The sequence below is a fragment of the Cupriavidus sp. P-10 genome (assembly GCF_003402535.2).
Classification (GTDB): domain Bacteria; phylum Pseudomonadota; class Gammaproteobacteria; order Burkholderiales; family Burkholderiaceae; genus Cupriavidus.
This window is the reverse complement of sequence record NZ_AP025170.1, coordinates 2,451,515-2,474,449: the sequence shown is the minus strand read 5'-3', so window position 1 is coordinate 2,474,449 and position 22,935 is coordinate 2,451,515. Positions and strand designations below refer to the sequence as shown.

Here is a 22,935-nt window from a genome sequence, read left to right as displayed (position 1 = left end):
CCGCCTGCCCGAATCTGGTAGCAAACGCTTTCCTCGTACACCTGAAATGCCTGTCTTCCACACGCTCCCCGAATGGCTTACCCATCTCGAAACCGCCCATCCCGTGGGCATCGACATGGGCCTGACGCGCATCACGCGCGTAAAGGAAGCCCTCGGGCTGCGCATCGACGCCACGGTCTTCACCGTGGGCGGAACCAACGGCAAGGGCTCGACCTGCGCCATGCTCGAGCGCATCCTGCTGGAAGCCGGCTACAAGGTGGGCTGCCATACCTCGCCGCACCTGATCTCGTTCAACGAGCGTGCGCGCCTGAATGGCGAGATGGCGACCGACGCGCAGCTACTGCCGCACTTCGAGGCGGTCGAGCGCGCGCGCAACAGCTTTGCCGATCCGGTCAGCCTGACGTACTTCGAGTTCACCACGCTGGCGATCATCCATTTCTTCGCCGCTTCCGGCCTGGACGCGATCATCCTCGAAGTCGGGCTGGGCGGCCGCCTGGATGCGACCAATGTGATCGATACCGACTGCGCCGTCGTCACCAGCGTCGATATCGACCATACCCAGTACCTGGGCAACACACGCGAGGAAATCGGCTTTGAAAAGGCCGGCATCTTCCGCCCGGGCGTGCCGGCGGTCTGCGGCGACCCGGTGCCGCCCAAGTCGCTGGTGGCGCATGCGGAGGCCATCGGCGCCGAGCTGTGGATGGTGGGCCGCGATTTCCACTTCCACGCGGCCAAGGGCCAGGAACGCCAGCAATGGGACTGGAGCGGCGGCGGCCGCAAGCTCAACGGGCTGGGCTACCCCGCGCTGCGCGGCGCCAACCAGCTTCTGAACGCCGCCGCTGCGCTGGCCGCGCTGCAGGCCATGCGCCAGCAACTGCCGGTGAGCGCGCAGGAAGTGCGCAACGGGCTGGCCTTCGTTGAGCTGCCGGGACGCTTCCAGGTGCTGCCGGGACGGCCCGCGGTGATCCTTGACGTGGCGCATAACCCGCATGCTGCCGCCACGCTGGGGCAGAACCTGGAGAACATGGGCTTCTTCCGCTACACCTATGCGGTGTTCGGCGCGATGCAGGACAAGGATATCGCCGGCGTGCTGCAGCACGTGGCCGACAAGGTCGACCACTGGTGCCTGTGCGACCTGCCGACCGAGCGCGCCGCCAGCGCCGCCGACGTGCTGGCGAAGCTGGAGGGGGGCGGTTTCCGCGCCGGCCCCGACGCCACGGCCGCCTGCTTTTCCAGTCCAGAGGCGGCGTTCCGCGACGCCATGGAGAGAGCGACCGAGAATGATAGAATTCTCGTCTTCGGATCGTTCTATACCGTCGCCGGCGTGATGGCCTACCGGGCCACGCAAGCCAACTGACCTGGCACTGAGCGGCAAACGCAAAGACTGGCCCCTGCCTGAGGGGGCCGTCGCACCGAACCAATCTATGGGCCTGCTTTCGCTGTTTTCTTCCCGCAAGGGCAACGACCCGGCACCAGAGCGTGCGCGCCGTCAGCGCAACGACCCGGGTGCAGGCATCGCCTCGTCGCGCCGTCTCGCCGACGAATATGCCGACGACACGCTGGACCCTGAATTCCCGCAGAAGCAGCGCGCGCGCCGCCGGCTGATCGGCGCCGTGGTGCTGGTGGTGGCCGCGGTGATCGTGCTGCCGATCGTGTTCGAGACCAAGCCGCGCCCGGTGGCCGACGATGTCGCGGTCAAGGTGAGCGGCGGGCAGGGCAGCAGCAAGCCCCGCGTCGAGCCGCGCAAGGCCGACCCGCTGCCGCCGGCGCCGGCGGCCCGCAGCGACGCCGCGGCGCTCGATGCCGGCGAGGAAATCGTCAATACGGCGGACAAGCCTGCCGACAAGCCCATTCAGCGCGCCGAGGCCAAGCCCGACGCCAAGCCTGAGGCCAAGCCCCAGGGCAGCGGCAAGTACCTGATCCTGATCGGCGCCTTCTCGTCGGAAGAGAAGGCGAAGACCTGGCTGGCCAAGCTCAAGGCGAGCAAGGTTCCGGCCTATGTGGAAAAGAAAGCGCTGGCCGACGGCGAGCGCATCCTGCTGCGCGCCGGTCCCTTCAGCGACCGCGACGCCGCCGATGCCGCCGACAAGCGCGTGCGCGCGGCGGGCCTGACCTCGAAGGTGATCGAACAGTAAGGACCAGCGCTGCCTGGCGCATGGGCGCGGCAGCGAGCGACGATGCAGCCGACTTTCTTCGACTATGCCGTGGTCTTTATCCTGCTGGCCTCGGGCGTGCTGGGCGTGCTGCGCGGCCTGGTGCGCGAGGTGCTGTCGCTGATCGGCTGGGTGGTGGCGTTCTGGGTCGCGTTCCGCTACGGCGCAGTGGCCGCGGGCTGGATGCCCGAGTCGCTGCCCGGCGGTGAACTGGCCCGCCACGCGCTGGGTTTCGTGGTGCTGCTGATCGGCACCGTGCTCGGGGCGTCGCTGGCCGGCATGGTGGTCGGGCAGTTGCTGGAGAGCACCGGCCTCAAGCCGGCGGACCGCGGGCTCGGGCTGGTGTTCGGATTGCTGCGCGGCGTGCTGCTGGTGATGGTGATGGTGACGCTCGCCAGCCTGACGAAATTGCCGGAAGAACCGTTCTGGCGCGATGCGGTGAGCCGCCCCTATGTGATGCAAGCCATGGAATCGATGAAGCCCTGGCTGCCGCCGGAGCTGGCGAAGTACGTCAAGACATGACATCAAGCCGGGCATGGTGCCCGGTCAGTAGTACGCAGGCCTTGCGGTCCGGAAGGATAGCCGGACCAGGCTGCGCCCCCTGATTCAAAGCCTTTCCTGGGAGCTTGGCATGTGCGGTATCGTCGGTGTGGTTTCAGCCACGCCTGTCAACCAACTGATTTACGACAGCCTGCTGTTGTTGCAACATCGCGGACAGGATGCTGCCGGCATCGCCACCGCCAACGGCAGTACTTTTCACATGCACAAGGCTAACGGCCTTGTGCGCGATGTCTTCCGCACCCGTAACATGCGCAGCCTGCCGGGCGACGCCGGCATCGGCCAGGTGCGCTACCCGACCGCCGGCTCGGCGTCGAGCGAGGAAGAGGCGCAGCCGTTCTACGTCAACGCGCCTTACGGCGTGATCCTGGCGCACAACGGCAACCTGACCAACTGGCAGCAGCTGCGCGAAGAAATGTTCCGCCGCGACCGTCGCCACATCAACACGCACTCCGATACGGAAGTGCTGCTGAACGTGCTGGCCGACGAACTGCAGCGTGCCAGCAGCGGCATGGCGCTGGACCCGGACACCATCTTCACCGCGGTAAGCGGCCTGCACCGCCGCGTACGCGGCTCGTATGCGATCGCCGCGCAGATCGCCGGCTATGGCATGCTTGCGGTGCGCGACCCGTTCGGCATCCGCCCGCTGTGCCTGGGCAGCATCGAGACCCCGACCGGCAAGGAATGGATGGTGGCATCGGAGTCGGTGGCGCTGGAAGGCATCGGCTACAAGCTCGAGCGCGACGTGGCGGCGGGCGAGGCGATCTTCATCGACCTGGACGGCAAGCTCTACAGCAAGCAGTGCGCGGACAACCCGGTGCTGACGTCCTGCATTTTCGAGTACGTCTACCTGGCCCGCCCGGATTCGTGCATCGACGGCGTGCCCGTCTACGACGCGCGCCTGCGCATGGGTGACTACCTGGCCGAGAAAATCCGCGAGGAAGTGTCGGCCGGCGACATCGACGTGGTGATGCCGATCCCCGACTCCAGCCGCCCGGCCGCGATGCAGGTGGCCAACCGCCTGGGCGTGAACTACCGCGAAGGCTTCTTCAAGAACCGCTACGTCGGCCGCACCTTCATCATGCCCGGCCAGGCGGTGCGCAAGAAGTCGGTGCGCCAGAAGCTCAACGCCATGGGCGTCGAGTTCAAGGGCAAGAACGTGCTGATCGTCGACGACTCGATCGTGCGCGGCACCACCTCGTTCGAGATCGTGCAGATGGCGCGCGACGCCGGCGCCAACAAGGTGATCTTCGCCTCGGCAGCGCCGCCGGTGAAGTTCCCCAACGTGTACGGTATCGACATGCCGACCCGCAGCGAACTGGTGGCGCACGGGCGCACGCACGAAGAGATCGCGAAGATCATCGGCGCGGACAAGCTGGTGTACCAGGACGTGGAAGCGATGAAGCAGGCGGTGCGCGACATCAACCCGGCGCTGAAGGACTTTGACGCATCGTGCTTCGATGGCCGCTATGTCACCGGCGATATCGACGAGGCCTACCTGGAGCGGCTGGAAACGGCGCGCAGCCAGGCTGACCGCGACGGCACCGGCGGCGACACCGAGCGCTCGTCACTGCACCTGCAGCGCTCCGGCGGCAACGAGTAAGCCGCGCACCACGCGCCCGCGCGTTGACGGATGCGAAGCCCGGCCGTAACATGGCCGGGCGTCGATTTGATAGTCAGCTTGCGGACGCGGGTCCAGCCCGAAACAGCTAAAGAGATGGCGGTCGGCAACCTTGCCAATGCGCACAGTGTTTGCGCAACTGGCTGGCCAACCGCTACAGCCCGCTACAGCCTGCCAAAGGCATCCGCAGAACAGCAAGCCCGTCGATCCGACCATTCGATCGCACGGGCTTTTTTCATGGCCGGCCGCCTTGGCGCGGCGGGCCGCAACCATTGCATTCGCGCGGGTACGACCGCGACACCAGCATGAACGAACCGCTCAATCCTGAAACGCTCGGCATCGATACCCTTGGCGTGCGCGCCGGCACGCTGCGCAGCGAGTTCATGGAGCATTCCGAGGCCATGTACCTGACCTCGAGCTTCTGCTTCAACAGCGCAGCCGAGGCCGCCGAACGCTTCGCCAACTCGGAAGAGGGCTTCACCTATTCGCGCTTCACCAATCCCACTGTGTCGATGTTCCAGTCGCGCCTGGCTGCGCTGGAAGGCGCGCAGGCCTGCATGGCCACGGCGTCGGGCATGAGCGCGATCCTGTCGGTGGTGCTGTCGTCGATGCAGGCAGGCGATCACCTGGTCAGCTCGCGCGCGATCTTCGGCTCGACCATGACGCTGTTTGGCAATATCTTCTCGAAGTTCGGCGTCGAGACCACCTTCGTCGACCCGAGCGACCTGAACGCGTGGCGCGCCGCCGTTCGGCCGAACACCAGGCTGTTTTTCCTGGAGACGCCGTCGAATCCGCTGACCGAAGTGGCCGACATCGCCGCGGTGGCCGACATAGCCCACGACGCGGGTGCGCTGCTGGTGGTCGACAACTGCTTCTGTTCGCCGGCGCTGCAGCAGCCGATGAAGTTCGGCGCGGATATCGTGGTGCACTCCGCCACCAAGCATATCGACGGCCAGGGCCGCGTGCTGGGCGGCGCGGTGCTGGGCTCGCACGACTTCATCATGGGCAAGGTGTTCCCGTTCGTGCGCACCGCCGGCCCGACGCTGTCGGCGTTCAACGCCTGGGTGCTGCTCAAGGGCATGGAGACGCTGGCAATCCGCATGGAACGCCACTCGTCCAGCGCGCTGGCGCTGGCGCAGTTCCTGGAGTCGCATCCCGCGGTGGCGCGCGTGTTCCACCCGGCGCTGGCGTCGCACCCGCAGCATGAGATCGCCATGCGGCAGCAGAGCGGCGGTGGCGCGATCGTTTCGTTCGAGCTGAAGGGCGCCACGCCCGAGCAGCAGCGCGCCAACGCCTGGCGCGTGATCGACAACACCCGCGTGTGCTCGATCACGGGTAACCTGGGCGACACCCGCACCACCATCACGCACCCGTACACCACCACGCACGCGCGCGTGAGCCCGGAGGCCAAGGCCGCGGCGGGCGTGGGCGAAGGGCTGATCCGGCTGGCGGTGGGGCTGGAGTCGGTCGAGGACCTGAAGGCCGATCTGCTGCGCGGCCTGGGCGCATAAGGCTGACTGCGAGGCTGACAGCGCTTACGGTGCTTCCTGCGCCGGCGGCGGATCGTTGCTGCCGGCCACCGCTTTCACGCCGGCAGCGGTGATGTCATAGGTGGTACCGACCGCGGTCGAGGCCACGCTGACCGCGGCGGAGCCGACGGTTGCCACGGTCGAAACCGCGGCACTACCCACGGCCATCACCATGCAGCCGCCCAGCGAAAGGGTGGTCAACACGGCCGCCAACGCCACGGCAACGCGCTGCAAGATGGCGGATTCTCCGCTATCGTTGCGCGCGATACGTCGCAACGGGAAATTTCGGTATGGCATGGACACTGCTGGCCCTGGCAGGGCTGTTCGAGGTGGTGTGGGCAATCGGGCTCAAATACACCGACGGGTTCACGCGTCTGGTGCCGAGCATCATCACGCTGGTCGGCATGGCTATCAGTGTGATCCTGCTGGCACTGGCGCTGCGCCACATTCCGGTGGGAACCGGCTATGCGGTCTGGACCGGCATCGGCGCGGTCGGCACCGCGATCTTCGGCATCATACTCTTCAATGAGCCCGCGACCGCGGCGCGCATCGGCTGCATCGCGCTGATCGTGTGCGGCATTGCCGGGCTCAAGCTGGTGGGCAGTGCCTGAGCCTGCCCGCGCCCAGCACCAGCGCAACCTCAGCCGAACCTCAGCCGAACCTCAGCGCAGCAACCGCCTGCGCAGCAGCACCAGCGAAACCACCAGCGCGGCCGCCGCATATGCGGCAAGCACGGCAAGGTGCAGCCCGGCGCCTTCCACTGGCCGGCCCAGCATCAGCGGCCGGATCAGCTCGACCGCATGCGCCAGTGGCAGCAACCTGGTGGCCGTCTGCACGCCTTCCGGTAATTGCTCCACCGGAAAGAACACGCCCGACAGCAGCAGCATCGGCGTCATCACCAGCGTCTGGTAGAACATGAAGAAGTCGTAGCTGGGCGCCAGCGCGGTGACGATCATCGCCAGCGCGGCAAAGGCAATGCCGGCCAGCACGATTACCGGCAGCGCCAGCAGCGCGCCCGGCATCTGCGCATAGCCCAGCGCGGCCGCCACCAGCATGATCGCCAGGCCCGACAGCACCGCCTTGCTGGCCGCCCAGAAGATCTCGCCCAGCACCACGTCGCCCAGTGTCAGCGGCGCGTGCATGATCGCTTCCCACGTGCGCTGCACGTGCATGCGCGAGAAAGCCGAGTACATCGACTCGAAGCTGGCCGACATCATCACGCTCGACGCGGTGGTGCCGGCGGCGAGGAAGGCGATGTACGACACGCCGTTGACCTGGCCCACCATCAGCCCCAGCCCCAGGCCGAGGCCGAACAGGTAGATCATCGGATCGGCCAGGTTGCCGATCATCGACGGGATGGCCAGCTTCCTCCACACCAGGTAGTTGCGATACCAGACCATCATCCAGTTGCGCAGGTTGCGCGGCAGCAGCGGCTGGGGATAGGTCTGGCGCGTTGGCGGGCCAGCGCTCCGGGTGGCGATGGCGGGCGTGTCAGTGCGCGGATCCTGTTCGCTCATGTCAGTCCCTGGTTCAGTCCCGCATCTCGCGGCCGGTCAGCTTGAGGAACACATCCTCCAGGTTGGCCGGGCGGTGCAGGTAGCGCACGCCGCTCCTGCCGTGCAGCGCGTCCAGCAGCGGGGCCGGCTCGCGCACATAGCAGAACAGCGTCTCGCCGCTCATTTCGGTGCGCTGCGCCAGCGGTGTCAGCGTGCCGCGCAGCGTGTCCAGTTCATCGCCATAGACCTCGACCACATCGCAGCCGATCTGGCTGTCGATCAGCTCGTGCGGCTTGCCTTCGGCGATCTTGCGCCCGCCGTCGATCACGCACAGGTAGTTGCACAGCCGTTCGGCTTCTTCCATGAAGTGCGTGGTCAGCAGGATGGTCTTGCCGCTCGCCATCAGCGACTTGAGTCGCTCCCAGATCAGGTGGCGCGCCTGCGGATCCAGGCCGGTGGTGGGCTCGTCCATCACCAGCAGGTCGGGGTCGTTGATCAGCGCGCGTGCCACCGTCAGGCGCCGGCGCATGCCGCCGGAGAGGTCGCGCACCTGGGCGTCGGCACGGCTTTCCAGCCGGGCGAATTCCAGCAGCTTCGGCACGCGGCGCTCGATCTCGGCCGACGACAGCCCGAAGTAGCGCCCGAAGATGCGCAGGTTCTCGATTACCGAGAAATCCGGGTCGAGGTTGTCGAACTGCGGCACCACACCCACGCGCATGCGTGCCTGCGGCGCCCGCTCGGGGATGGGTTCGCCGCACAGCGTCAGCGTGCCGGCCATGGGCGTTGTCAGGCCCAGCAGCAGGCGCAGCGTGGTGGTCTTGCCGGCGCCGTTTGGGCCGAGCAAGCCAAAGCACTGGCCGCGAAACACCTGGAGGTCGAGGTCGTCGACAACGACCGTATCGCCGTATTGCTTGCGCACCTTGCGCAACTCGAGGATGGCAGTCAAGGCAGGATCCGGTTGGCGCCTTAAGGGGGCGCAATATCCGCCATTATGCCGGGCATCGGCATATCGATCAGGTGGCGCAGTGCAGCAAAAGCCGCCGGGTGGCGGATGTCCGGAACGCATTGCGCGCGGGCATAAAAAAACCGCCAGCGAACTGGCGGTCTTTTGCGAAGCTTGCCCGAATCAGTACATCTTCTTCGGCAGCATTTGCATGCGCAGGCGCTTGCGCAGGCGTGCTTCGGCGGCCTTCTTCTTGCGCTTGCGCTCGGTCGTCGGCTTCTCGTAAGCGGTACGGCTCTTGAGTTCAACGATCAGGCCAGTCTGCAGAATGGCACGACGGAAACGCCGCATTGCAACTTCAACGGGCTCACCGGGTTTCAAGACGATCTTAGTCAATTCAGTCCTTTAGGGATTGCCGCACTAGCGGCTGGTTCAAACGGGGGGAAACTGCGGTCGCCGGAGCGACTGGTATTGCACGCCGGGCTGATGCCCGGATGCGCCCCCGCGAACCTGAAAGATGTGGACGTTTCAGTCCGTGCAACCAGTGTCAGGGGTGATATCGCCAGGTCCAAATACAGCCGGAGCCTGACAGTACCGGTTTCCATGAATGCTATACGCCCGTAACTATGGCAGGTATACGACGCATCTGTCAAGAATGGCGTGCGATTGGCGCCGCAGGCGCGGGTACCAAGCGGCGGATTATCCGCCTTTCCTCCCTTGTCGACCAGCCCATCGGAAGCATCGGGTGATGACCCGGACACTGCTCCCGGTAAACCCGCAAAACGCCCGAAATCGTTTGACGATGTAATTCATATGTATAAACTAAGATTCATGGATATGAATTAATCGCCGAGCATTGGCGAGGCCCCGACAGGAGAGCAGCGTGCCGCAACCCCCCGTTTATTTCATCTCGACCGAAGAGGTCGAGGGATACCACCCCGCCAACCATGTCGGCACGCTGAACCGCCGGCTGATCGGCCCCGAGACCGTGGGTTCGCGCCACCTGGAAGTGATCCACGGCACCATCGAGAAGGGCAAGGGCGCGCTGCCCCATGCGCACCCCGGCATCGAGCAAGTGTGCTACGTGCTGGAAGGTCGCGCCATTGCAGAGGTTGCGGGCCAGCGCAAGGAACTGGGTCCGGGCGACTGCTGCTTCTTTCCCCCGGACGAGATGCATGTGTTCACGGTGGTGAGCGACGAGCCGGCCAGGATCCTGGTGATCTATTCCCCACCGTATGAGGAATCGCCCGAGCGCGTGATACGGCCCGCCTGAGATTGCGGCCGGCCACGGCAAGGGTTCATATAACGACAGGAGACAGACCGTGAAGTGCTTCAAGACCGCTTTTGCCAGCCTCGTGCTGGGGTGTACCGCCGCGCTGTTCGCGGCACCGGCCCTGGCCGCCGATGAATTTCCGTCCAAGCCGCTGCGCCTGGTGGTGCCGTTCGCCGCTGGCAGCGGCACCGATGCCGTGGCGCGGCTGACCGCCAAGTACCTGGGCGAGTCGCTGCAGCAGCCGGTGGTGGTCGACAACAAGCCGGGCGCCAACGGCACCATCGCCGCCGAGTTCGTCGCCAAGGCGCCGGCCGACGGCTATACGCTGTTCATGACCACCAACACCACGCATTCGGCCAACCCGTCGCTGATGAAGCAGCTGCGCTACGACCCGGTCAAGGATTTCACTCCGGTCTCGCGCATGGGCAACCTGCCGTTCATGCTGGTGGTCAATCCGCAGTTGCCAGTGAAGACGCTGCGCGAATTCATCGACTACGCCAAGGCGCATCCCGGCATGAGCTACGCCAGCGGCAACAGCACCGGCATCGTTGCCGGCGCGACGCTGTCGAAGATGGCGGGCCTGAAGATGCTGCACGTCCCGTACAAGAGCACGCCGCCGGCGATGACCGACGTGATGGGCGGCCAGGTGCAGGCGATGTTCGTCGACTTTGCCGCGGGTATCGCCAACGTGCGCGCCGGCAAGCTGCGCGCGCTGGCCGTGACGACCGCGCAACGCAGCGCACTGCTGCCCGACCTGCCGCCGGTTGGCAGTGCGCCCGAACTCAAGGGTTTCGATATCACGTCCTGGAACGGCGTGTTCGCGCCCGCCGGCGTGCCGGCGCCCGTGGTCGAGCGGCTCAACCGGGCGCTGGTTGCCATTGCCACCAGCAAGCAGCATGCCGCGCAGTTCCACGCGCTGGGCTTCGAGCCGTTCGGCAGCACGCCGGCCGAGCTGAACCAGTTTGTGGTGGCCGAGCTGCAGAAGTGGTCGCGGCTGGTGAAGGACGCCGGCATCCAGCCGGAATAAGCAAGAACGCGACCCGACACGATCCGACGCGACCCGACCCGACCCGACACGATCCGACAAGACACTAAGCAGGCAACACCTATGAATTTCGATCTCTCCGAAGAACAGGCATCGATCGTCGAAGCGGTGCAGCAAGTCTGCACGCAGTTCGACATGGAGTACTGGGACCGGCTCGACAAGTCCGGCACCTACCCGCACGAGTTCTACAAGACCCTGTGCGAGGGCGGCTGGCTGGGCGTGGCGATGCCCGAGTCCTTCGGCGGCGCCGGTCTCGGCATCCTCGAAGCGGCGCTGGTGATGCAGACCATCTCGCAGTCGGGCGCGGGCATGACCGGTGCCTCGGCCGTGCACATGAACGTGTTCGGCCTGAACCCCGTGGTGGTGTTCGGCACGGATGAGCAGAAGGGCCGCTTCCTGCCACCGTTGATTGCCGGCAAGGAGAAGGCCTGCTTCGGCGTGACCGAGCCCGATGCGGGGCTCGACACCACCAAGCTCAAGACCTTCGCGCGCAAGGTGCCGGGCGGCTATTCAGTGAGCGGGCGCAAGATCTGGATCTCGACCGCGCAGGTGGCCGACCGCATGCTGCTGCTGGCGCGCACCACGCCGCTGGAGCAGGTGAAGAAGTCGACGGAAGGGCTGTCGCTGTTCTACACCAAGGTTGACCGCAGCAAGATCGAGATCCGCGAGATCGACAAGATGGGCCGCGCCGCCGTCGATACCAACATGCTGTTCATCGACGACCTGTTCATCCCGGAAGAGGACCGGATCGGCGAAGAAGGAAAGGGCTTCGAATACATCCTTCATGGCCTGAACCCCGAGCGCATCCTGATCGCTGCCGAGGCCATCGGGCTCGGGCGCGCGGCGCTGGCGATCGCCACGCAGTATGCCAAGGAGCGCGTCGTCTTCGGCCGCCCGATCGGCATGAACCAGGGCGTCCAGCACCCGCTGGCGCAGGCGTGGATGCAGCTGGAATCGGCCAACCTGATGATGCTGAAGGCAGCCGCGCGCTATGACGCGGGGCAGTCCTGCGGGGCCGAGGCCAACACGGCCAAGTATCTCGCCGCCGAGGCTGGCCACAACGCGTGCCAGACCGCGATCCTGACGCTAGGTGGCATGGGCTACTCGCGTGAATACCGCGTCGAGCGCCTGCTGCGCGAGTCTTATATCCCGCGCATTGCGCCGGTCAGCCCGCAACTGATCATGTGCTTTATCGCCGAGCGCGTGCTGGGTTTGCCCAAGTCGTACTGAACGGGAGGAACGATGCACAACGAGCAAGCGCCCGCGCCCGCAGCCACCGGCCCGCTGGCGGGCATCCGCGTAATCGACATGACCTCGGTCGCGATGGGGCCGTATGCCACGCAGATCCTCGGTGACATGGGCGCCGAGGTGATCAAGGTCGAAGCGCCCGCCGGCGATGTGTTCCGCCATGCCGAGCCGGCGCGCCATGCCGCGATGGGCGCGAGCTTCCTCAACCTGAACCGCAACAAGCGGTTCGTCGTGCTCGACGTCAAGCAGCCGGACGACCTTGCCGCGCTGAAGGCGCTGATCGCCACGGCGGATGTCTTTGTCTCCAACGTGCGGCCGCAGTCGTTGCGCAAGCTCGGGCTGGACTATGCATCGCTGCGGGCGGACCATCCACGGCTGATCTATTGCGGCGCCTATGGCTATTCGGAAGAGGGGCCATATGCCGGCGCACCGGCCTTCGACGACATCATCCAGGCGCGCAGCGGAATGGCGCAGTTCCAGGGCGCCAATTCGAACGAGGGGCCGCAGTATGTCAACACCATCCTGGCCGACAAGGTCGCCGGCCTGACTGTCGCCTACGCGATCCCGATGGCGTTGTACGAGCGCGAGCGTTCCGGCCAGGGGCAGGCCATCGAGGTGCCGATGTTCGAGACGCTGGTGTCCTTCCTCGCCACCGAGCAACTCGCCGGACAGACCTTCGTGCCGCCGCTCGGGCCTGCTGGCTATCCGCGCGTGATGTCGGCCCACCGCAAGCCGTACCGCACCAGCGATGGCCATCTCGCGCTGCTGCCCTATACCAGCGCGCAGTGGCTGCGCTTTTTTGACCTGTCAGGCCATGCCGGGCTGGCGCGCGATCCGCGCTACGCCACGCCGGCCGCGCGCAGCGCCAATATCGACGCGCTCTACGCCACGCTGGCCGAGATCGTCGCGCAGCGCACTACCGCGGAATGGCTGGCGTTGCTGCGGGACGCCGATATCCCGCACAGCGAATTGCCGCATTTCGACAGCCTGGTGGATGACCCGCACCTGCGTGCCACCGGCATGATGTTCGAATACGATCATCCGAGCGAAGGGCGCCTGCGGGGCGTGGGCATCCCCACACGGTTCTCGCGCACGCCGGGCAATATTCGCAGTTGGCCGGAGGGCTTGCCGCAGGCGCAGGACGAAGCGGGCGGCTGACCCGACTGCGCCGCGATTGGCAGGTGCGGCGCACACGCCGCGTACAATTCCGGCGAAAGCACACGGAAGTCGAGGAAGCCAACGATGGCAGAAAACGAAGCGGCGGAAAAATCCGGCTACGGCAGCGTCAAGACGGCGCTGCGCGTGATCGAGATCATGGAGATCTATGCGCGCGAAGGGCGCTCGCTGACGCTGACCGAGCTGGCGAAGCTGCTGGGCGCGCCGATGTCGAGTTGCCTCGGGCTGATCCGCACGCTGGCCTCGCTGGGCTACCTGTATGAAACCGGCCGCCGCCAGGGCTATTACCCCACGCGGAGGCTGCTCGACATCGCCCAGCGCATCGCGCGCAACGACCCGCTGCTCGAACGCGTGCAGCCGGTGCTGGAGTCGCTGCGCGATGACACCGGCGAGACCGTGATCTTTGGCAAGCTGCAGGACGATGGCCGCGTGCTGTACCTGGAGGTGCGCGAGTCCGCCAACCCGGTGCGCTATATCGCCGCGCCGGGCGAACTGCGCGACGCGCATGTCAATTCCATCGGCCGTGCCATCCTCGGCGCCCTGGACGCGGAGAGCCGCGCGGAACTGCTGGCCGGCGTTTCCTTTGCTTCGCGCACCGGGCGCACGGTGGACTCGCTGCGGGTGTTCGAGGCGGCGATGCAGCAATGGCAGGCGCAGGGGTGGTATCCAAACTTCGGCGAGTCGTTCCCGGATCTGGGCGCCATCGCGATTCCGATAACGCTGGGCGGCGCGCTCTACGGGATGTCGGTGGCGGGTCCGCTGCACCGGGTCGAGGCCAATGCCGGCGCCATCGTCACGGCACTGAAGGCGGCAGGCGGTTCGCTGCGGGATAAGTAAGGGGGCAGGGTGAGGGGGCAGGGCGCTGCGGCAGCACCAGGCCTGCCGTGGCGGCCAGCACTGAAAGCCGGTTGGCAAACGGGCCGCGCCAAACGAAAAAGCCCGGTGCGTTTGCACCGGGCTTCCGTATCGGTTGGCTCCCCGACCTGGGCTCGAACCAGGGACCTGCGGATTAACAGTCCGTCGCTCTACCGACTGAGCTATCGGGGAACAGCTGAGAAAAAGATTATAGCCAGTTTCTCTTTTCGCCGTCAACACCTCGTCAACAATTTGTTTGTCGTCAAGGGCTTTGGGGCGACTGGCTGGCTGCGTCCCACCTTGGTGTTCAACAGCGAGGCCGCATTATAGCGACGGATTTTCGTTTGTGCCAGAAAAAACCGCCTTGCGGCGGCTTTTTTCTGCGGCACCGTGAGTCACCGGTCAGTCGAACACCGGCGATTCCACGCCCAGCACCTTGTGCAGCTTCGGCGAAGTCGTGGTGTACTGCATGTGGATCTTCTTTTCGGGGAAAATATACGGTGCGGCACCGAACGCGGCCAGCGCGGCCTCGTGGAAGCCCGACAGGATCAGCTTCTTCTTGCCGGGGTAGGTGTTGATGTCGCCCACCGCGAAGATGCCCGGGATATTGGTCTGGAACTTCTCGGTGTCCACCTTGATCTGCTTGCGCTCCAGGTCCAGTCCCCACTCGGCGATCGGGCCGAGCTTGGGCGACAGGCCGAAGAACACCAGCAGGTCGTCCAGCGGCAGGCGGCGGGTCACGCCGTCGGCGCCCGTCACCTTGATCTCGGTGAGCACGCCGTCCTTTTCTTCATAGCCGCCGATCTGGCCGACCACGAACTGCATTTCCAGCTGCTCGCACAGTTCCTTCATCTTGGCCACCGAGGCCGGTGCGGCGCGGAAGCCGTCGCGGCGGTGGATCATCACCACCGACTCGGCCTTGCCGACCAGGTCCAGCGTCCAGTCCAGCGCCGAGTCGCCGCCGCCGACGATCACCAGGTTGCGGCCGTGGAAACGGCTCGGATCCTTGACGCGGTAGAACAGTTGCTTGCCGTCGAACTTGTCGAGGCCCTCGACCTTCAGCGTTCGCGGCTGGAACGAGCCCACGCCGGCGGCGATGAAGATGGTCTTGGTGATGAACCGGGTCCCGAGCGAGGTCTCGACGAAGAAGCGGCCGTCTTCACGGCGCTCCACCACGGAGACTTCCTGGCCCAGGTGGAAGGTGGGCTCGAACGGCTCGATCTGCTTGAGCAGGTTGTCGGTCAGTTCCTGGCCGGTGCAGCTTGGCACGGCCGGGATGTCGTAAATGGGCTTGTCCGGATACAGCTCAACGCACTGGCCGCCAACGACTTTCAGGGAATCGATTACGTGGGCCTTGATCTCGAGCAGGCCCAGTTCAAAGACCTGGAACAGGCCCACCGGACCGGCACCGACGATCAGCGCGTCGATTTCCAGCGGCTGGCCGCCTGCGGGGCTGCCAACTTCGACCTGCTTGGTCGTGTCGGCAACGGGATTTGGAATGCTCAAGTCCATATTCGTCCTGATACGTTGGTTGGGCACGCGGGTGCCCGGCATTGCGGAAAGCGCGTGGGGACGGCTTTCTTTGCTGCCTGGTGGGCTCAGCTTGCGCTCAGCGCTCCAGGTATTGCAGCTTGTCGGTGGCGTCCTTCCACTCCTCGGCCTCGGCCAGCGGGGCCTTGGTCTTGGTGATCGAAGGCCAGGCGCGCGCCAGGTCAGCGTTCAGTTCAATGAAGTGCTGCTGGTCGCCCGGCACGTCTTCCTCGGCGTAAATGGCGTTCACCGGGCATTCGGCCACGCACACGGCGCAGTCGATGCACTCATCCGGGTCGATGGCCAGGAAGTTCGGGCCTTCGCGGAAACAATCCACCGGACATACGTCAACGCAGTCTGTGTAGCGGCAACGGATGCAGGATTCGGTGACAACGTGAGTCATTTCGGTTCCAGGAAAACGGGTCGGCTTTTGATGGGAAACTGTTGGGCCGCTTCTTGCCGGCGGACGCGTCCATCTGCCATGGGTGGCAGGATGGGCTGGACGAGCGCCGGCCATGGCCTTTCGGAAACCGGTATTGTAGCCGAGCCTTCTGGCAAGGATAGCGGGTCTATATAGCTGGATCAGATAGTTTTCTTATTTCTTTATGTGCTTTTGATCCAAGACATGGCGGCCCGCTGGCGGGCTTGCGTATCCATAGGCATGATAGGTCCGCCTGAGTGCCACATGCCACCACGCCGGGAGATTCCTATATGCCACGCCCGTTTCATCGTTGCTGCCGCGTCGCCATGCCGCTGTTTGTGATGCTCGCGGCATTTTCGGCGATCGCGCCGCCCGCCGGTGCGCAAGCCCTGGTCCAGCCGGGCATGGCGGACAGCGTGGTCTCCAGGCTGGTGGCATGGCGCGCACGATCCGAGGCGCCGGTCGCCTTGCCGGCGCTGACCGGCTTCGACTGGGACCACTTCAGCGTGACCGATTCGCCCGCGGGCGATGCCATTGCCCATTGCGGCCGCGCCGGCCTGATGCCTTGCGGACCTGAGTTGCAGCCGAAGCCGGGAGACCGGATGCAGGTGCTGCGCTTCGAGCGCGCGGGCGCTGCCGTCTACACCGAGCGCATCCTTGCCGAGAACGGCGCCTTTGCCGAGCCGCTGCCGGAGCGCGTGCCGCGCAGCGCCGCCACGCTGGTGTCCTGTCCCGGGAGCGACGGCCGGACACTATGGTGCCTGCAGGGCAGGGCGGCCGGGAAGCCTGCGCCGCGCGCGCCGCAGCCGTTCCTCGACGGCGCTTGAACGCCTGTCAGCGCCCGGGCGCGCGCAGTCTCGGTTAGCATGTCGGACTGACCCGGCACATCGCCGTCTGGCTAGCTATGATCATCCAGTCTCTGCTCGACACCGACCTGTACAAGTTCACGATGATGCAGGTGGTCCTGCATCAGTTTCCGCAGGCGCAGGTCGAATATCGCTTCAAGTGCCGCAACGCCGGCGTCGACCTGACCCCGTATATCGATGAGATCCGTGCCGAGATCGCGCATCTGTGCCAGTTGCGTTTTACTGACGACGAACTCGCCTACCTGCGCGGCCTGCGCTTCATCAAGAGCGATTTCATCGACTTCCTCGGGCTGTTCCACCTGAACGAAAAGTATGTGTCCGTGCGCGAGGCGCCGCAGGGCAACGGCGAGATCGAGATTTCGATCATCGGCCCGTGGCTGCATACCATCCTGTTCGAAGTGCCGGTGCTGGCGATCGTCAACGAGGTCTATTTCCGTCGCACCCAGCCGCGGCCCGACCTGGCCGGCGGCCGTCGCCGTCTGGAAGACAAGCTGGCCCTGCTGCAGGCGCCCGAACTGGCCGAATGCGTCATCGCCGACTACGGCACGCGCCGGCGCTTCTCGCGGAACTGGCAGGAAGAGGTGCTGCTGACCATGCGGCGCGAGCTCGGTCCGCAACTGGCCGGCACCAGCAACGTCCATTTTGCCCGCCTGCACAACATGGTGCCGCTCGGCACCATGGCGCACGAATACCTGCAGGCCTGCCAGGCGCTGGGACCGAGGCTGCGCGATTCGCAGGTGTTCGCGCTCGAACGCTGGGCGCGCGAATACCGCGGCGACCTTGGCATCGCGCTTTCCGATACCTACGGCTTCGACGCCTTCCTGCGCGACTTCGACCTGTATTTCTGCAAGCTGTTCGACGGCGTGCGCCATGACTCGGGCGACCCGGTCGTGTGGGGCGAGCGCATGGTGGCGCACTACGCCGCCAGCCGCGTCGACCCGCGCACCAAGACGCTGATCTTCAGCGACAGCCTGGACATTCCGCGCGTGATCGAGCTGTTCCAGCGCTTCCACGGCCGCTGCCGGCTGGCGTTCGGCGTCGGCACCAACCTGACCAACGATCTCGGCTACACGCCGCTGCAGATCGTGATCAAGATGGTGCGCTGCAATGGCCAGCCCGTGGCCAAGCTGTCGGACACGCCGGAAAAGACCATGTGCGACGATGCCGGTTACCTGTCGTACCTGCGGCAGGTGTTCTCGGTCCAGTCGGCATAGCGGGATTCCGGCACGCCGTACCGTGCCGCGGCAACTATAATCGGCGCATCGCGCAACTTGCCGCATCCTTGCCAACCGCATTGCCAGGCCCTATGGAAACCAACGACGCCCGCGACCGCATCTTCGCCCGCATCCGTGCCGCACAGGGCAGGCCGCGCCAGCCCACGCAGGGCGAACGCGGTGCGGTGGCCGATTACCTCGCGCGCCATCCGCAAGGCCCGCGCCCGATGCCCGCCGCCGACCTCGTCGATGCCTTCCTGGCGCAGGCGCAGCGCATGGCGTCTACCGTCGACCGTGTCGCCACCCTGGACGAAGTGCCGGCGGCCGCGCGGCGTTTTCTCGACAGCCTGAACCTGGTGCAGCGCGCGGTGGCATGGGATGCGCTGGGCACGCTGCCATGGCAGGACGCGGGCATCGCGGTCGAATGCCGGCCGCCGCTGCGCGAGGTCGAGGCGGATCGCGATCACGGCGACCTGGTCGGCATCACCGGCTGCTTCTGCGCGATTGCCGAGACCGGCTCGCTGATGCTGCTGTCAGGGCCGGCAACGTTCGCCTCCGCGGCGCTGCTGCCGGAAACGCATATTGCGGTGGTGCCACGCTCGCGCGTGGTCGCCGGCCTGGAAGATGCATTTGCGCTGGTACGCAGCGAACGCGGCGAACTGCCGCGCGCGACCAATATCATCAGCGGACCGTCGCGCACCGGGGATATCGAGCAGACCATCGTGCTGGGCGCGCATGGCCCGTATCGCGTGCATGTGATCCTGGTCGAGCAGGCTTGAAGCGTCGGGCAGCACGGACGTAAGAAAGGTCTGCAAACGCGGGACGGAGCACGGTCGCGCGAGGCGGTTGAATTACACTTGCAGGCTTGCCGTGCGAGCCCGCACGCCGTTCGTGGCGGGGCTCGATGCACCATGAATGCTGCATTCCCGAGGAGATCCTGCCTGATGCGACGTGCCTTCGTGCTGTTGCCGATACTGGCCATGCTGGCCGCGGTCCTTGCTGCCTTCCCTGCAGCCGCCCATGCAGCTGATGTCGACGGGGCTTCGTTGTCGCCGTTCTGGGGCTTGCCGTTCGCCGGCATCCTGCTGTCGATTGCGCTGTGGCCGCTGCTCGCGCCGAAGTTCTGGCACCACCACTATGGCAAGATCGCCGCTGGCTGGGGGCTGCTGTTCCTGCTGCCGTTCGCCGCGGCCTTCGGCACGCATGCGGCCGCCGCCAGCGCGGTGCATGCGCTGCTGGCCGAGTACATTCCGTTCATCTCGCTGATCGCATCGCTCTATATCGTCGCGGGCGGCATTTGCGTGCGCGGCAACCTGCACGGCACGCCGCGGCTCAACACCGGCATCCTGGCGCTGGGCACCGCATTGGCCAGCCTCATGGGGACCACTGGCGCGGCCATGCTGCTGATCCGGCCGCTGCTGCGCGCCAACGACAACCGTCGCCATGTGGCGCACGTGGTCGTGTTCTTTATCTTTCTGGTGGCCAATGCCGGCGGCTCGCTGACGCCGCTGGGCGATCCGCCGTTGTTCCTGGGTTTCCTGAAGGGAGTGGACTTCTTCTGGACCATGCGCAACATCTACCTGGAGACGCTGTTTATCTGCGCGGTGCTGCTGGTGTTGTTCTACCTGGTCGACAGCCACTACTACCGCAACAAGGAAGAAGAACTGCCGCAGAGGAACGATCCCACGCCGGACTCGAACGGCATCACGATCGACGGCAAGATCAATTTCGTGCTGTTGCTGGCCCTGATCGGCCTCGTGCTGATGAGCGGGCTGTGGCAGCCGGCCATCTCGTTTAGCGTCCTCGGCACCGACGTGCCGCTGCAGGCGGCGCTGCGCGATGTGCTGCTGATCGTGGTGGCGGTGGTGTCGCTGCTGGTCACACCGCATACCGCGCGCGCCGGCAATGAGTTCAACTGGGAGCCGATCCTGGAAGTCGGCAAGCTGTTTGCCGGCATCTTCCTGACCATCATCCCGGTGATCGCCATGCTCAAGGCCGGCACCGATGGCGCCTTCGCCGGCGTGATCCGCGCAGTCAGCAACAGTAACGGGCAGCCGGTCGACAGCATGTACTTCTGGGCGACCGGGCTGCTGTCGTCCTTCCTGGACAATGCGCCGACTTACCTCGTGTTCTTTAACACCGCCGGCGGCGATGCCGCCACGCTGATGACGCGCGATGCCTCGACGCTGGCCGCGATTTCCGCCGGCGCGGTGTTCATGGGCGCCAACACCTATATCGGCAACGCGCCCAACCTGATGGTCAAGGCCATTGCCGAGAACCGCGGCGTGCGCATGCCGAGTTTCTTCGGCTACATGCTGTACTCGGGCATCTTCCTGATGCCGCTGTTCGTCATCATGACCTTCCTTTTCTTCCACGTGTGATGCCATGAAGCCGTCCGTCCTTGTCACCCGCGCCATCTATCCTGAAGTCATCGACCACCTGGCGCAGTATTTCGATGTCGATGACAACCAGCAGGACGCGGTGCTCGACGCCGCCGCCCTGAAGGCGCGGCTGGCCGGCAAGGCCGGCGTGCTGGCCAACGCCGCCGACCGCATCGACGGCGGCCTGGTCGCCGCGTTGCCGTCGCTGCGCGCGGTGTGCAACATGGCCGTCGGCTACAACAACCTCGACGTGCCGGCGCTGACCGCCGCGGGGGTCGTCGCCACCAATACGCCCGACGTGCTGACAGAGACCACTGCCGACTTCGGCTGGGCGCTGCTGATGGCCACGGCGCGACGCGTCACCGAGGCCGAGCACTACCTGCGCGCCGGCAAGTGGCAGCGCTGGAGCTACGACATGCTGGTCGGCGTGGACCTGTACGGCAGCACGCTCGGCATCCTGGGCATGGGCCGCATCGGCCAGGCGCTGGCGCGCCGTGCCAGCGGGTTTGGCATGAGCGTGCTGTACCACAACCGCAGCCAGCTGCCGGCGGACACCGAGCGCGAGCTCAATGCCCGCTACGTCAGCAAGGAGGATCTGCTGCGGCAGTCCGACCACCTGCTGCTGGTATTGCCTTACGGCCCGCAGAGCCACCATGCCATCGGCGCTGCCGAGCTGGCGCTGATGAAGCCGACTGCGACGCTGGTCAACCTGGCCCGCGGCGGCATCGTCGACGACGCCGCGCTGGCGCAGGCGCTGCGCGACAAGCGCATCTTCGGCGCCGGCCTGGATGTGTTCGAGGGCGAGCCCGGCGTCCATCCTGACCTGCTGACGGTGCCCAACGTCGTGCTGACGCCGCATATCGCCAGCGGCTCGGAAAAAACCCGCCGCGCCATGGCGATGCTGGCCGCCGACAACCTGATCGCCGCGCTCGACCAGGGGCCGCAGGCCGGTCATCCGCCCACCGTGATCAACCCTGAAGTCATGCCGCGCCGCCGCTGAGGCGCGCCCGTCTGTCTGTCGCTTAATTAGTTGCTGCATGTCGCTGATTCCGTTCCTGACGCTGGCCGTGGCGCTGCTCGCGGTCGTCCTGCTAGTCATCGTGCTGCTGCGCCAGCAGGCCGCCTCGCCCGGCGCCGAACTGGCCCGTCAACTTGCCGAGTTGCGCGTCGAAGGGGCGCGCGGCATGGAGCGCGTGGAGCGTGAGGTCCGCACCGACGTAGCCGAGGCGGCGCGCGGCAACCGCGATGAGTCGGCCCAGCAGATGCTGCGCTTCCAGCAGGCGCTGTCGTCGCAGCTGACCGGCATCGCCACGCTGCAGAACAACCAGATCGACACCTTCGCGCAGCAATTGGCCAAGCTGACCGAGTCCAACACGCAGCAGCTCGAGCACGTGCGCCAGCACCTGATGCTGCAAAGCCAGCAGGCACGTGACGAACAGGCTGGAGCGCTGCGCCGCTTCGGCGACGGCTTGCAGCAGCAGCTGGCGCAGATGTCAGAAGCCAATGAGCGCCGGCTGGCCGAGGTGCGCGCCACGCTGGAGCAGAAGCTGCACGACATCGAGGCCAACAACGCGGCCAAGCTGGAGGAAATGCGTCGCACCGTCGACGAGAAGCTGCATGCGACGCTGGAGCAGCGCCTGGGCGAGTCGTTCCGGCTGGTATCGGACCGCCTCGAGCAGGTGCATCGCGGGCTGGGCGAGATGCAGGCGCTGGCGCAGGGCGTGGGTGACCTGAAGAAGGTGCTGACCAATGTGAAGTCGCGCGGCATCTGGGGCGAAGTCCAGCTCGAAATGCTGCTGGAACAGATGCTGACGCCGGAGCAGTACGGCAAGAACGTAGAAACGGTGCGCAACTCCGGCGCGCGGGTGGAATTTGCCATCCGCCTGCCCGGCAAGGCCGCGGGCGGCGGTGGCGACGGCGGCGCGCCGGTGTGGCTGCCGGTCGATGCCAAGTTTCCCAAGGAACAGTACGAGCGGTTGGTCGATGCGCAGGAACGCGGTGACCCGGACGGCGTCATCGCCTTCGGCCGCGAACTGGAAGTTGCGTTGCGCCGAGAGGCGCAGACCATCGCCGAGAAATACCTGTCGCCACCGCAGACCACGGATTTTGCGATCCTGTTCCTGCCGACCGAGGGGCTGTACGCCGAAGTGCTGCGGCGCCCCGGCCTGACCGACCTGCTGCAGCGCAACTACCGTGTCACCGTGGCGGGCCCGACCACGCTGACCGCGCTGCTGAACAGCCTGCAAATGGGTTTCCGCACGCTGGCACTGGAAAAACGCTCGAGTGAAGTCTGGGAAGTGCTGGGCGCGGTGAAAACTGAATTCGGCAAGTTCGGCGACGTGCTGGCCAAGACCCGCGACACGCTTGAGCGCGCCGCGCGCAATATCGAGCAGGCCGAGGTGCGCACGCGTCAGATGGCGCGCAAGCTGCGGACGGTGGAAGCGCTGCCGGGTGATGCCGCGCAGCAGTTGCTGGGACTCAACGCCGCAGAGGCAGGGGTGGAGACGGCGGAGACGCCGGATGACAGCGGCGGCTAAGCGCGGGTTGGAGCAGGGTAGGCCCGCAGCGCGGGCAGGATGGCCGGCAACCTGCCGGCCTGTGAACCCGCGCGGCGATCACCGCTGGG

At 66.0% G+C, this 22,935-nt stretch carries 23 protein-coding genes and 1 tRNA gene; 17 read left to right on the top strand and 7 right to left on the bottom strand.

What is annotated here, in order from left to right; genetic code table 11:
- The first annotated feature begins 46 nt into the window (after positions 1–46).
- The 5 genes from folC to CTP10_RS11410 all read left to right on the top strand — a co-directional run bounded on the left by folC (position 47) and on the right by CTP10_RS11410 (position 5,843).
- Positions 47–1,357, top strand: a complete 1,311-nt coding sequence (gene folC / locus CTP10_RS11430; RefSeq protein WP_116322278.1) for a bifunctional tetrahydrofolate synthase/dihydrofolate synthase — start codon at positions 47–49, stop codon at positions 1,355–1,357.
- A gap of 67 nt (positions 1,358–1,424) precedes the next feature.
- Positions 1,425–2,135 (top strand): SPOR domain-containing protein, encoded by a 711-nt coding sequence (locus tag CTP10_RS11425; protein WP_116322277.1) that lies wholly within the window; start codon positions 1,425–1,427, stop codon positions 2,133–2,135.
- A gap of 42 nt (positions 2,136–2,177) precedes the next feature.
- Positions 2,178–2,675 carry a CvpA family protein gene (locus CTP10_RS11420; protein ID WP_116322276.1) on the top strand — a complete coding sequence of 166 codons (498 nt, stop codon included), beginning with the start codon at positions 2,178–2,180 and terminating at the stop codon, positions 2,673–2,675.
- A gap of 109 nt (positions 2,676–2,784) precedes the next feature.
- On the top strand, positions 2,785–4,314 hold the full coding sequence (gene purF, locus CTP10_RS11415) for an amidophosphoribosyltransferase (RefSeq protein ID WP_116322275.1): 1,530 nt from the start codon (positions 2,785–2,787) through the stop codon (positions 4,312–4,314).
- Between the two features lie 323 nt (positions 4,315–4,637).
- Positions 4,638–5,843 carry an O-succinylhomoserine sulfhydrylase gene (locus tag CTP10_RS11410; protein WP_116322300.1) on the top strand — a complete coding sequence of 402 codons (1,206 nt, stop codon included), beginning with the start codon at positions 4,638–4,640 and terminating at the stop codon, positions 5,841–5,843.
- 24 nt (positions 5,844–5,867) lie between these two features.
- Here CTP10_RS11410 and CTP10_RS11405 read toward each other — a convergent pair whose 3' ends face one another.
- The gene (locus CTP10_RS11405) at positions 5,868–6,158 is read right to left on the bottom strand and encodes a hypothetical protein (protein WP_147316280.1); all 291 of its coding nucleotides are present in this window, start codon (positions 6,156–6,158) and stop codon (positions 5,868–5,870) included.
- On the opposite strand from CTP10_RS11405, the gene sugE reads away from it, so the two are divergent.
- Positions 6,152–6,472: a quaternary ammonium compound efflux SMR transporter SugE gene (sugE, locus tag CTP10_RS11400; protein WP_116322273.1), complete on the top strand. Its 321-nt coding sequence runs from the start codon at positions 6,152–6,154 to the stop codon at positions 6,470–6,472. The genes CTP10_RS11405 and sugE overlap by 7 nt on opposite strands.
- A 51-nt stretch (positions 6,473–6,523) precedes the next feature.
- Here sugE and CTP10_RS11395 read toward each other — a convergent pair whose 3' ends face one another.
- The 3 genes from CTP10_RS11395 to rpsU form a co-directional block, all read right to left on the bottom strand.
- Complete coding sequence (locus CTP10_RS11395; protein WP_116322272.1) at positions 6,524–7,378, bottom strand: ABC transporter permease; 855 nt, start codon at positions 7,376–7,378, stop codon at positions 6,524–6,526.
- Between the two features lie 13 nt (positions 7,379–7,391).
- Complete coding sequence (gene nodI, locus CTP10_RS11390) at positions 7,392–8,303, bottom strand: nodulation factor ABC transporter ATP-binding protein NodI (RefSeq protein ID WP_116322271.1); 912 nt, start codon at positions 8,301–8,303, stop codon at positions 7,392–7,394.
- A 180-nt stretch (positions 8,304–8,483) separates the two neighbouring features.
- Positions 8,484–8,696: a 30S ribosomal protein S21 gene (gene rpsU, locus CTP10_RS11385; RefSeq protein ID WP_010814647.1), complete on the bottom strand. Its 213-nt coding sequence runs from the start codon at positions 8,694–8,696 to the stop codon at positions 8,484–8,486.
- A 487-nt stretch (positions 8,697–9,183) separates the two neighbouring features.
- On the opposite strand from rpsU, the gene CTP10_RS11380 reads away from it, so the two are divergent.
- The 5 genes from CTP10_RS11380 (at position 9,184) to CTP10_RS11360 (ending at position 13,879) form a co-directional block, all read left to right on the top strand.
- Positions 9,184–9,573, top strand: coding sequence for a cupin domain-containing protein (locus CTP10_RS11380; RefSeq protein ID WP_116322270.1), 390 nt, complete (start codon positions 9,184–9,186; stop codon positions 9,571–9,573).
- A 49-nt stretch (positions 9,574–9,622) separates the two neighbouring features.
- A complete protein-coding gene (locus CTP10_RS11375; RefSeq protein ID WP_116322269.1) occupies positions 9,623–10,600 on the top strand; it encodes a Bug family tripartite tricarboxylate transporter substrate binding protein in 978 nt (325 codons plus the stop codon).
- A gap of 81 nt (positions 10,601–10,681) precedes the next feature.
- The gene (locus tag CTP10_RS11370) at positions 10,682–11,848 is read left to right on the top strand and encodes an acyl-CoA dehydrogenase family protein (RefSeq protein ID WP_116322268.1); all 1,167 of its coding nucleotides are present in this window, start codon (positions 10,682–10,684) and stop codon (positions 11,846–11,848) included.
- Between the two features lie 12 nt (positions 11,849–11,860).
- A complete protein-coding gene (locus CTP10_RS11365) occupies positions 11,861–13,024 on the top strand; it encodes a CaiB/BaiF CoA transferase family protein (RefSeq protein WP_116322267.1) in 1,164 nt (387 codons plus the stop codon).
- Between the two features lie 84 nt (positions 13,025–13,108).
- Positions 13,109–13,879, top strand: a complete 771-nt coding sequence (locus CTP10_RS11360; protein ID WP_116322266.1) for an IclR family transcriptional regulator — start codon at positions 13,109–13,111, stop codon at positions 13,877–13,879.
- A 134-nt stretch (positions 13,880–14,013) separates the two neighbouring features.
- Here the strand turns inward: CTP10_RS11360 and CTP10_RS11355 are convergent.
- The 3 genes from CTP10_RS11355 to fdxA form a co-directional block, all read right to left on the bottom strand.
- A tRNA-Asn gene (locus CTP10_RS11355) sits at positions 14,014–14,089 on the bottom strand.
- 210 nt (positions 14,090–14,299) lie between these two features.
- Complete coding sequence (locus CTP10_RS11350; RefSeq protein ID WP_116322299.1) at positions 14,300–15,409, bottom strand: NAD(P)/FAD-dependent oxidoreductase; 1,110 nt, start codon at positions 15,407–15,409, stop codon at positions 14,300–14,302.
- A 97-nt stretch (positions 15,410–15,506) separates the two neighbouring features.
- Positions 15,507–15,830: a ferredoxin FdxA gene (fdxA, locus tag CTP10_RS11345; RefSeq protein WP_116322265.1), complete on the bottom strand. Its 324-nt coding sequence runs from the start codon at positions 15,828–15,830 to the stop codon at positions 15,507–15,509.
- Between the two features lie 308 nt (positions 15,831–16,138).
- On the opposite strand from fdxA, the gene CTP10_RS11340 reads away from it, so the two are divergent.
- From CTP10_RS11340 to rmuC, 6 genes are all read left to right on the top strand, one after another.
- A complete protein-coding gene (locus CTP10_RS11340) occupies positions 16,139–16,675 on the top strand; it encodes a hypothetical protein (RefSeq protein ID WP_116322264.1) in 537 nt (178 codons plus the stop codon).
- 77 nt (positions 16,676–16,752) lie between these two features.
- Positions 16,753–17,928: a nicotinate phosphoribosyltransferase gene (gene pncB, locus CTP10_RS11335; RefSeq protein ID WP_116322263.1), complete on the top strand. Its 1,176-nt coding sequence runs from the start codon at positions 16,753–16,755 to the stop codon at positions 17,926–17,928.
- A 92-nt stretch (positions 17,929–18,020) separates the two neighbouring features.
- Positions 18,021–18,707 carry a LutC/YkgG family protein gene (locus CTP10_RS11330; protein ID WP_116322262.1) on the top strand — a complete coding sequence of 229 codons (687 nt, stop codon included), beginning with the start codon at positions 18,021–18,023 and terminating at the stop codon, positions 18,705–18,707.
- A gap of 165 nt (positions 18,708–18,872) precedes the next feature.
- Positions 18,873–20,309, top strand: a complete 1,437-nt coding sequence (locus tag CTP10_RS11325) for a sodium:proton antiporter (RefSeq protein WP_116322261.1) — start codon at positions 18,873–18,875, stop codon at positions 20,307–20,309.
- Positions 20,310–20,313: 4 nt separating this feature from the next.
- Positions 20,314–21,309 (top strand): 2-hydroxyacid dehydrogenase, encoded by a 996-nt coding sequence (locus CTP10_RS11320; RefSeq protein WP_116322260.1) that lies wholly within the window; start codon positions 20,314–20,316, stop codon positions 21,307–21,309.
- Between the two features lie 37 nt (positions 21,310–21,346).
- The gene (gene rmuC / locus CTP10_RS11315) at positions 21,347–22,846 is read left to right on the top strand and encodes a DNA recombination protein RmuC (protein WP_116322259.1); all 1,500 of its coding nucleotides are present in this window, start codon (positions 21,347–21,349) and stop codon (positions 22,844–22,846) included.
- The last annotated feature ends 89 nt before the right edge of the window (positions 22,847–22,935 follow it).

Coding starts and splice junctions, on each gene's coding strand:
- folC (WP_116322278.1), top strand. CDS start 47: ATGCCTGTCTTCCACACGCTCCCCGAATGGCTTACCCATCTCGAAACC.
- CTP10_RS11425 (WP_116322277.1), top strand. CDS start 1,425: ATGGGCCTGCTTTCGCTGTTTTCTTCCCGCAAGGGCAACGACCCGGCA.
- CTP10_RS11420 (WP_116322276.1), top strand. CDS start 2,178: ATGCAGCCGACTTTCTTCGACTATGCCGTGGTCTTTATCCTGCTGGCC.
- purF (WP_116322275.1), top strand. CDS start 2,785: ATGTGCGGTATCGTCGGTGTGGTTTCAGCCACGCCTGTCAACCAACTG.
- CTP10_RS11410 (WP_116322300.1), top strand. CDS start 4,638: ATGAACGAACCGCTCAATCCTGAAACGCTCGGCATCGATACCCTTGGC.
- sugE (WP_116322273.1), top strand. CDS start 6,152: ATGGCATGGACACTGCTGGCCCTGGCAGGGCTGTTCGAGGTGGTGTGG.
- CTP10_RS11405 (WP_147316280.1), bottom strand. CDS start 6,158: ATGCCATACCGAAATTTCCCGTTGCGACGTATCGCGCGCAACGATAGC.
- CTP10_RS11395 (WP_116322272.1), bottom strand. CDS start 7,378: ATGAGCGAACAGGATCCGCGCACTGACACGCCCGCCATCGCCACCCGG.
- CTP10_RS11370 (WP_116322268.1), top strand. CDS start 10,682: ATGAATTTCGATCTCTCCGAAGAACAGGCATCGATCGTCGAAGCGGTG.
- CTP10_RS11365 (WP_116322267.1), top strand. CDS start 11,861: ATGCACAACGAGCAAGCGCCCGCGCCCGCAGCCACCGGCCCGCTGGCG.
- CTP10_RS11360 (WP_116322266.1), top strand. CDS start 13,109: ATGGCAGAAAACGAAGCGGCGGAAAAATCCGGCTACGGCAGCGTCAAG.
- CTP10_RS11350 (WP_116322299.1), bottom strand. CDS start 15,409: ATGGACTTGAGCATTCCAAATCCCGTTGCCGACACGACCAAGCAGGTC.
- fdxA (WP_116322265.1), bottom strand. CDS start 15,830: ATGACTCACGTTGTCACCGAATCCTGCATCCGTTGCCGCTACACAGAC.
- CTP10_RS11340 (WP_116322264.1), top strand. CDS start 16,139: ATGCCACGCCCGTTTCATCGTTGCTGCCGCGTCGCCATGCCGCTGTTT.
- pncB (WP_116322263.1), top strand. CDS start 16,753: ATGATCATCCAGTCTCTGCTCGACACCGACCTGTACAAGTTCACGATG.
- CTP10_RS11330 (WP_116322262.1), top strand. CDS start 18,021: ATGGAAACCAACGACGCCCGCGACCGCATCTTCGCCCGCATCCGTGCC.
- CTP10_RS11325 (WP_116322261.1), top strand. CDS start 18,873: ATGCGACGTGCCTTCGTGCTGTTGCCGATACTGGCCATGCTGGCCGCG.
- CTP10_RS11320 (WP_116322260.1), top strand. CDS start 20,314: ATGAAGCCGTCCGTCCTTGTCACCCGCGCCATCTATCCTGAAGTCATC.
- rmuC (WP_116322259.1), top strand. CDS start 21,347: ATGTCGCTGATTCCGTTCCTGACGCTGGCCGTGGCGCTGCTCGCGGTC.